This is a genomic window from Vibrio sp. 10N.222.55.A1 (assembly GCF_041473835.1).
GTDB lineage: Bacteria > Pseudomonadota > Gammaproteobacteria > Enterobacterales > Vibrionaceae > Vibrio > Vibrio crassostreae_C.
In genome coordinates this window covers 1-8,934 of sequence record NZ_JBFRSX010000127.1, presented here as the reverse complement: position 1 = coordinate 8,934, position 8,934 = coordinate 1, and the positions used below count along the sequence as shown (strand labels likewise).

Genomic DNA, 8,934 nt, shown 5'->3' with positions numbered 1-8,934 from the left:
CCACGATTGATTAGGGCTTGGTTATATTGTTTCCAGTTAGTTGTTCTGTAGCGAGGCTTTGGCATTGCTCTAAGTATGTGAGTGAACTTAGATGATCTGATCGTAGCTTTAAGCATTAGTTCCCTGATTTAGGAAACAAAGCCTATTGACATCTCCAAAATACGTGGGAAGCTTGATTATATCTGCTCATGTTATTTGTCCTCTTTGACTTCGCTAAAAATCAAGGGAGCATTTAACATGGGTAGAACTACAGGCAAAACCAAACTGAATGATAACCACCTACTGAAGTAGGTGGTTTAGGCCTGAAAATAAAAAAGCGCCTGACAGCGATTTATTTAAACGTCTCTAACCCAAACATCTTTAACATGTTGCTTAAGTAAATCAATCACGCTTTGGTGAATAAAAACCAAGCCATAATCTTCTTCTAATTTGAAGATCAGCCTTTCTTCTAGTGGAATGCTCTCTAACTTAGAAAAATCAAACTCAGTATTTTCAGCATCGATCCAATTTAACTTACCAAATTGCTTTTCTTGATTGGTCAATTTGTACGTCTGGTGGATGTATGGCATTCGATAGTCTTCATATACCTTGATTTGATCATCCGACGGTTGGCTTGGAGAACAATCCACACGAGCATCTAACCATTCCACACCGTGCACCACTAATTGTTCAACTTTTTCAGCGATATCATCGATAATAAATAATTTTGGAGAGAAGGTCATTTCCAGCAACAAATCTGGCTCTACAGGTACAATTGGCTTAGGGCTTTGTTGGAGTTGGAAATTAGCTAAAGATTGTTTAGTTAATACTTGATATTCATCATTCATGAATGGTCTACCTTAAAACTTTGGAGCTAGGTCATTTATATCTATTTTATTTTTTCTCAAAATATCGAATTCCGTTACCGAATCAACAACGTCAAACAACTCTTCACAAAAAAACATTGCTGTCTCAGCACCTTTCACTCTAAATGCAACTCTATTTTCTAAAGGAATTTGTTTTAGCTTTTCTTCTGATAAAAACAATTCATGGACTATGGGCTCACCACTTCTTGGAGATATTTCAATATCTGAGCGATCTTCATCTAAAATATCGATAATGTTGTTGATTGCTATAATATATCGATTTTTGACACTTCCATCTTCGAGATCGAGTTGTGAAGGATAATACTCAACACCGTAAGGGTCGAAGCTCATTAACGCTTCAGCAAATTTAGCGCTTACCGATAAATCACCACAATCAACAATCGGTCCAACTTTTTTGATACTTCCCCCCTCACTATCCAACCATACAATCGGATTTACCGATGAAGTAGGATGATAATGGTTCGTACTGTACAACGATTCTCGATCGTCAACAGGTACAAAGTTCACACTAGATGTGAAATAATTTTCGGAGATTAATGAGAAATACATATACGCCCTACTTTATTTTTGCTCTTTGATCGTTTTTAATCGACGCCCACTGTAGCAAAAAGCTTTTACCTCTAATTTGCTAGGAGCGCTATCTAGACTATTAAAATGTACTCGGTTGGTCATTGAAGCTGCTTCACTGCACATCTCACATCCGCTTTCTCCCGGTGCAAAATGAGCCCCTCTCTGTAAGAGTAATAATTTATTTCGACTAATCTCACCTAGTATATCTATTGATAGATCGTCCAACTTAGCAGTAAATCGTTCTTTATTCGTTCTACAGCTTAGCCCCTTAAGAGCACGCGCCAACTTTACACCTACCACTTTATGATACCCATTTAGAACATCGATTACTGCAATATCGTCCTCTAGGACCTTTTTCTTTTCTCTGTCATTTTCAGCCAACATTTCTTGATCCAGCTTGCTTTGTAAGCCGGCAATGGAAACTCCTAAAGACTTCTCATAATGAGTTACTATTGCGTTGTCTTTATGACTAGATCTATGTAATGGCATTTGATAGTGACAAGCGATTTTATCCTGCATCGGCAAAATAACTAGATTCCAAAGGTGATTCACATCATAGCCTTTGTAAGTGATTTGTTTTCGACGATAACTAGAAAGCCTTCGTGTAGCATCACATGAAATAATATGGTGTGATGCTACAGCCCTATTCATAAAGTTTAGTGGATGCTTCTTTTTAACTGCAGAGTCACGAAGGCTACGCGAACGAATATAGCGACCTTCATTTTCTCTAATACCCATTTTAGCCCCTTACTGTTTTATTTTACTAGCTTCAGCACACTGGCCAATTATTTTGCCAGCAAGACGACGACAAATCTTACACCGAACAGGATTCTTACCTTTCTCTTCATTTGTCTTACTCGAATTTCTTCCAGATTGCGCCGATTGACCAGTATTGTGTTTCACTTTTGCTGGGTATGCTCTCTCACCTTTACCCAAAACTCGAGCGAATAACTGGTCAAACTCACCCATCGCTTCTTTTAGTTTATCCGGCACCATTTTATCGATGATTTTCACTTCATCGGCTAGCTTTAAGAAGTATTCTGCTAGTTCATCAGCTCCCATGCGATTGGCGAAAGAAGCAAGCTCACTCGCCACTTCGATACAAGGCTTTAGAACATCCGATACAATATTGCTCGCCTGCTTGGCGTAATCAACCCAATCTAATGTACGTAAGAACTTTTCTGGGTCACCTTTACCCATACCACGAAGTACCGCGAGTAAAGTGTCTTTCGATGTACCTTTACCACCTTTCAAAGCAACTTTACATGTACCTTTAACTGCACTGCCAAACGTTGGGACACAACCAATCAAAGTCAAAGAGAGTGCCAACCAATTTTCTGGCTTATCTCGTTCTTCTTCACTTAATAGTGTCATGATATTTGCTGACAGGTCTCGTACATCTGCAGCTTGGTCTACGACGGGAATCATTGTCAGCGCTGTGTTGGCTATGATTTGCTCTACCGATGAGTCATCATTAAAGTCACCTAAAATTACTCCCCAGACCCAGCTGGCAGCGCCAGACATTCTCTTCCAGGAGTTTTCCCAAAAACCAACCTCGCCTCGCTTTGCTTCTTCAATAATTAATTGAGCATTCGCATTTGGGTTGAAATTAGGGTTAGTTTTAGTTGGGATGTTTGGCATGAATTCGCGACTATCTTCACCATAGTCAATGTTAAATTCACCAGGTGCAACCCCACTCACCGAAGCTTTGCCTGCATTATCTAATGTACCTTCAAAGGAAGCGCCGGTTTGATCAATCAGTTTATATGTAGCCCCTTGAACAGGTTCTCCATCAGAATAAGAAAGAAACAGGTCTACCGTATACGTCCCTTCTTGCTCTTCTGTCACAGAAACCGAAGGGTTTTGAGCACCGCCTAAACACATGGTGTTGGCTTTATTCATGGTCATTTGATCAGAAAGGCGGCATACACCGACACCTTCGAACTTAACGGTAGGAGAAGCTGATATGAATTCGGCCTCGGCTTCAATAGTGCCTGAGGCTACGCCCTTTTTATCACCACCTGCATCGCCAGTACTGGCGCTGAATTTACTGCCTTTAATAGCAATGCTGTTACCGCCATCCATAGAGACGGTCGTGGTGCCGCCTACTAAATCGGCGGACTTTGCATTGTTACCATAAGGGATAGGAACAACAGGTTTGCCGACTGTTGTTAAACAAACATCAGGGAGTGTTGCGTTCGCTTCTCCTCCTGAGCCTTGATGAACTACGCTGAGTCCATTCGCACAAACTGTTACGCCCATAGTAAATCCAATTAAATTTCAATAGATGTATGATAAAAGAGATCGCAGGCTGCAATCTCTCTAAGTACGTAGTGAAAATGAAGGATGAGACTGTTACTTCGAGTCTATTTTTAAAAACGGACAGAAGATCTCACAATTAAATCTGATGCTACTGATACACATCCAGAAGCTGCTGAAATTTTAGGTCAATGACCAAGTAAGTCGCGGCATACATAACACCAAAGATTACTGTACTGACGCCAAGAATTAACTTAGGAGAAATAACCCGTTTGAGCGGTTTTTTTAAATACTTCGCCTTTAAGTTAACTAACGTTACTTTTTCCTGTTCGGCTAAACGCTCGTCTCGGACTAAGCGATAAATTGTGTTTCCTATGTCTGAAAGCTTTTCGTTACCGCGCTCTTCTCGGCCGTACTTGCCTTTGAACCCAAGTTGAAGCAATAAATAAAGGAATTCGATAACGTGTCTGTATTTTCGTGGATCAGCTTTCAAGCGCTCTAAAATAGTAAAAAACTTATCGCCGCCAGATGTCTCGTTATGGAACTCCGACAATAAGCTGTTTGTACTCCAATGGCTGTTTGCCCCCCACTCTTGCCTACACACAGACTCATCTATTGCTGCACATAAGCAATAGCGTATAACCAATATTGATGCCCGATCCAACTCCATTTCATTGAGCTTTCGTTCACCTTTACGAATTTCTCGTGCAACTTGTTCTCTAAAAGGACCAGGATCGTCCAACCAAGGAATCGAAGACATACATGAGAGACTGGCTATTAACCAAGTAAACTGATCGACCAACGGGTTAACACCCATGCTCTCCACGTTTAGGTCTCTTACCGCAATATTTCTAGATAAATCAGGTGCAGGCATAACCTCCATTGGTTTGCCTGGTTCTGGTTGAAATAGTACTACGGTGACGTCGTTTTCGGCGTAACTCATAAACGTACAGCCCAAAGCTGTAGTGATAAGTTCGCGAAGTCGCCAGCAATATGGACTGCGATTGCTGCGGTGTTATTCAATGCATTCCATTCGTCACTTGCTTTATCGAGCTCAAAATAGGTATATCCGGCATGATAAGGCAACGCTCTAGGTACCACTGGCATTGGTTTCATTTCAATACCCGGCAATTGTAAGTTGATCAAATCGCGAATATTGTCGATCGAACCAATCTTGGTTTGGCTTACAAACTGCGTATGCAGAATATCAAGTGGTACGTCTGCTTTAACAGCAAGAATAAACGTCGTAGATTCGACAATTTTACTGTCTGGAATTGCTGCAGTTCGAATTCCATAGCTTTGCTCTCTCAATGTTAAAGGTATTGCACGTTGTTCTGACATAACACTTAATGTCATTTTCGCGCTATCAAGCGTACGAGATAAACAATCGGTCAGTTGGCTATGGTTGTATTTTGTAAACTCTTGTGGTCTACGAGATGCGGAACACAGTGTAGATAATTCACCTTCCGCTTGTAACAGGATCCGATAAAATGACTCTGGGTGAACGCCTTCCACACTTGCAAAATGCCAGAACAACGGCTCATAACGATTCAAGGCTTGTAACAACATAAAATCAGCAACAGACGATACGCCCTGCTGGTCAACCACACCTAAACGCTGAACAATCGATTCGGCTCTGTGTTTAAGCATTGACGCGAATTCCGTCGCGAACTTGCTCAAAACTGTAGATGCGTGAATATCAATGCACGTCGGAATATAGTTGTCATCCAGAATGATGCTTCCGTCTGGCTTCACTTCCGAAATTTTCAAAATGGGAATTGATGTATATGCGCTCTTATCTTCATGATCGTACATTAAGAAAAAGTTAAGCTTACCCACCACAATACTTGCCATATCTTCTGATTCATAACATGCATCTACGGCTTCTTGGGTTTCCATGTTATAGCGAGCACCGTCTCCATTTCCGCCAAAGAGTTCAGATCGTTCTGATGGCAGTGGACAGCATAAATACACCACTTTATCCGCAATAGAAGGGTCAACATCTCTTACTTCTGGAAGCTCAGCAAGAAGCGGTAAATCAAATGGAGTACGGTCTTGTAAGATACCTTCTGCTCGTGTGATCCCGATTTTGCCAAGTGCCAGTAGCTCAGTGTTAATCTCAATTTTTTTCACTCCCCAGTGTAAGGGAGAGCTATTAGAGCTAAGCATGTTAGATAACTTGCCTTGAGACCTATCGAGTTGCTGAAAGTGTTGAGGCTTCATGAACATACCATCTTGCCAAACAACTGGGTTATATAAAGACATTCGTCAGTTCCTTAAAAATACGTCTGTTCAATACCGCGAGTATTGTTCGAAGATAATTCACTACCCTCTACTTTTAATCTCAGAAAGTACTCACTTTTTTCTTCGATCACTTCAACCTTCCGCCAAGACGAGCCATCAATATCTCTGAATGCCACAGAAAAACCTAATGCACGCGTCGTTGGATCTAACTCTAAAATCTCATGTAGCTCATCGCCCGGCTGCAGTTGGTATTCATATCGTTTAATATACTCATCACCTAAGGACGCTTTATCATTTTCGAATAGAGCAAAGAAATCCAAACTACGAAATAAAACAGGTGAAGTGAGTTCATGAACTCTCAGAATGACCGGAGAAGATTGTCCCTGCTCTCGTACATTGAGAAGTTCTGACGCTTCTATCACGAGTTCAATTGAAGATGTTTCTGGTGTAATTCCAGATGATTCTTTAAATTGCTCCCACATAGAGCAACCTGATAATAGAAACAAGGTAATGGGGATTATAAGTTTACGCATGATCAGCTTTTGCAACCTTACTGTATCTGTCTTTCATCAACGCTTTAAATGTCGACTCATTGAATTGTCGAGTATTCTGCTCATAATGTTCGCTGTACTTTTGCCATAGCTTTGACTTACTAAGGAAGCGCGTTTCCTGGCTTAAAGTGTTTGCAAACTGCTGAGGATCATTCGCTTTTAGTTGCTCCAATACCAAATCGTTAATTGCCTTCGCATATAAGGTATCGTGCTCGCTAAGTTCATCCAGTATCTGTTCAATTAGCTCATTTGGAGCCAATAGATTTTGACTATTTAGCGTTAACATCAATGTAGTTAGGCTAAGATCATTGTGAGCAAAGGAGCTTTCGTCAGTAAGCTCTTCAACACTCTGTAAATCTTTGTACAAATTATCGATACACAATCGCAAACAAGCGCCCATTTGTTTAAAAAATAAAGCGTCATGTTTCGTGTCAGACTCTAAATCAACACCCAGTCCTTCAAAGAATGCATGTGTTACATTTTCATGTTCGTAAGAAGTTTCACTCAATGCGGTATTACTCTGAGTTCTACTCTCACTTTCAACAGGCTGCTCTTGTGGTTCGGTATGAGGGACAAACTCTTGTGTCACCTCTTCCCACTTGTGGCTTTGTATATTTTCGGAATTAGGGATAATAGTAACAGGCGGTACTTTTGTCGGTTTACGCTTGGGAACATCTGAACTGCCGGTAAGCGTATCTGACTTAAAATCGGTACCTTCAATGTTTGTTGGTTTTAAACGGTTCGGTATCTTAGTTTGATCATCAGCGATGTCTTGAGCATTCAGGTTCGCCTGCTGTTCTTCTTCCATCCCCATCCAATCTTCAGGAATCAGACTAGGGAGGTCGAACTCAGAATGGATGCTTAAACTGTCATCAACAACTTGCCTTTGTGGTTCTATCGATGACTTCATAAGATTTTTTTCGTTACTTTCGTCTCGGACCAAATAATCATCATCTCTCTGCATTGAGAATTTTAAGTGCTCGACGGGATCATGAGTATCTACTCCATCAGGTTTCGTTTCCATGAAGAGATCTTCAAGCGCGCCTGTCTCTGCTTCTTCCTCAACAACGGATTCTTCCAAATTCATCAAAGGATCTGTAGAGTCTCTTTCTGGCGCGATTTCTGAAGCGATGTCATATGAAGTCGTTACCAACTCAATAGAAATACTCACTTCATATTGACCTAAAGACACTCTATCACCGTCACACAATGAGACAGGTTGATTCTTCAGGATTTTATTCCCATTAACCAACGTTCCATTGGTGCTCACATCACTAATGTAATAAGTGTCTCCATATATACTCAATAGACAGTGCGTACCAGATATGAATCGGTTGTGATCCGTTAAAGTCACTGTACAACCTGCTTCTCGCCCTAGAGATCCACCTTCTTCAGGCATCTCGATACTTTTAGCTCCAACATATTCTTCAGGGCACTTCGAGATCACCAAAACCAATTGATTTATACGCATGAACAGCCTTTAAAACAGAAGAGAAACACTAAACTCGACACCACCTAGACCCTCGTTATAAAAAGGTAAGATGTATGAAGCTTGCGGGATTATTTGTAAATGAGCGTCTGGGTTACTTCCTAATTTGATCACACTACCAAAAGTAACAACAGCGCCAGCTTCAAATTGATCGATATCTTCAAGTTGTTCGCCGTAACGAAAGCCTTGGTCGTCAACTTTCCAACGGTTTGAGTATTGCGAGTAACCTAAAGACAAGCCAGCACCTATATAAGGTGTGAACACCGACCAGCTACCTAAAGCATACTGAGGCACAATACGAAGTTCGTAATTGGTTACCTCGTTATACACGCCATTCTTTGGAGCTTCGATGTCGTCTTCAGCCAAATAATTAAAACCTAACCACCAACGCCATCGGTTGTTACTTTCATCAATTGGACGTGTATGGACGAACCCGTAACGCAGAGCATCTACTTGGCCACTCGGTCCTTCTTCATATTCTATAGTGTCTATGCTCAGCATATTTACTGAGCCACCATATCTTTCCCCCTTCGCGATCGCGATGGACGAAAAAAGACACATTGTGGATATTAGACCGATTTGACTTAGGTTTCGCATGCTTCCCTCTGAGTTCATCCATATATTAACGAGATGCGCAAGATAGCAAGTATTATGTCTTTTACAATAAGGAGACGGTCAAACCCGCCATTTACGACATTATAACTAGCAAAAAAAACGATATATCTACAAGAAAATGCATTACGAATAATTACAAATAAAATTCATTTATAAAATCAAAACTATCAATAATTGAAAAATCAAACGACCAGCAATCATCTAAAGCAAGAAGATTGTTCAATACAAGAAAATTAGCATTTACAAAATTCAAAAAACCTAACATGCCACTTTTTTATCTTTAAGCTGTAGCATAATCATTTCCAGCATTTTTCTAATTTAGTGTTAGTTAATATTTATG

General features: G+C 40.6%; 9 protein-coding genes. All 9 read right to left on the bottom strand.

Annotation, left to right across the window (positions count from 1 at the left end; genetic code table 11):
• Positions 1-335 precede the first annotated feature (335 nt).
• The gene (locus tag AB4493_RS21980) at positions 336-827 is read right to left on the bottom strand and encodes a hypothetical protein (protein ID WP_372155817.1); all 492 of its coding nucleotides are present in this window, start codon (positions 825-827) and stop codon (positions 336-338) included.
• A 12-nt stretch (positions 828-839) separates the two neighbouring features.
• Positions 840-1,415 (bottom strand): imm11 family protein, encoded by a 576-nt coding sequence (locus AB4493_RS21975; protein ID WP_102429255.1) that lies wholly within the window; start codon positions 1,413-1,415, stop codon positions 840-842.
• A 12-nt stretch (positions 1,416-1,427) separates the two neighbouring features.
• Positions 1,428-2,174, bottom strand: coding sequence for an AHH domain-containing protein (locus AB4493_RS21970; protein ID WP_372118549.1), 747 nt, complete (start codon positions 2,172-2,174; stop codon positions 1,428-1,430).
• A 9-nt stretch (positions 2,175-2,183) separates the two neighbouring features.
• Positions 2,184-3,698, bottom strand: a complete 1,515-nt coding sequence (locus tag AB4493_RS21965) for a PAAR-like domain-containing protein (protein ID WP_372155816.1) — start codon at positions 3,696-3,698, stop codon at positions 2,184-2,186.
• A gap of 148 nt (positions 3,699-3,846) precedes the next feature.
• Positions 3,847-4,638 carry a type IVB secretion system protein IcmH/DotU gene (gene icmH, locus AB4493_RS21960; RefSeq protein ID WP_029224648.1) on the bottom strand — a complete coding sequence of 264 codons (792 nt, stop codon included), beginning with the start codon at positions 4,636-4,638 and terminating at the stop codon, positions 3,847-3,849.
• Positions 4,635-5,960 carry a type VI secretion system baseplate subunit TssK gene (gene tssK, locus AB4493_RS21955; protein ID WP_017062572.1) on the bottom strand — a complete coding sequence of 442 codons (1,326 nt, stop codon included), beginning with the start codon at positions 5,958-5,960 and terminating at the stop codon, positions 4,635-4,637. Before tssK ends, icmH begins: the two co-directional genes overlap by 4 nt.
• Before the next feature lie 11 nt (positions 5,961-5,971).
• The gene (tssJ, locus tag AB4493_RS21950; protein ID WP_029222546.1) at positions 5,972-6,472 is read right to left on the bottom strand and encodes a type VI secretion system lipoprotein TssJ; all 501 of its coding nucleotides are present in this window, start codon (positions 6,470-6,472) and stop codon (positions 5,972-5,974) included.
• The gene (gene tagH / locus AB4493_RS21945) at positions 6,465-7,961 is read right to left on the bottom strand and encodes a type VI secretion system-associated FHA domain protein TagH (RefSeq protein ID WP_372155815.1); all 1,497 of its coding nucleotides are present in this window, start codon (positions 7,959-7,961) and stop codon (positions 6,465-6,467) included. Before tagH ends, tssJ begins: the two co-directional genes overlap by 8 nt.
• 9 nt (positions 7,962-7,970) lie before the next feature.
• A complete protein-coding gene (locus tag AB4493_RS21940) occupies positions 7,971-8,576 on the bottom strand; it encodes a hypothetical protein (protein ID WP_136974941.1) in 606 nt (201 codons plus the stop codon).
• Positions 8,577-8,934 lie beyond the last annotated feature (358 nt).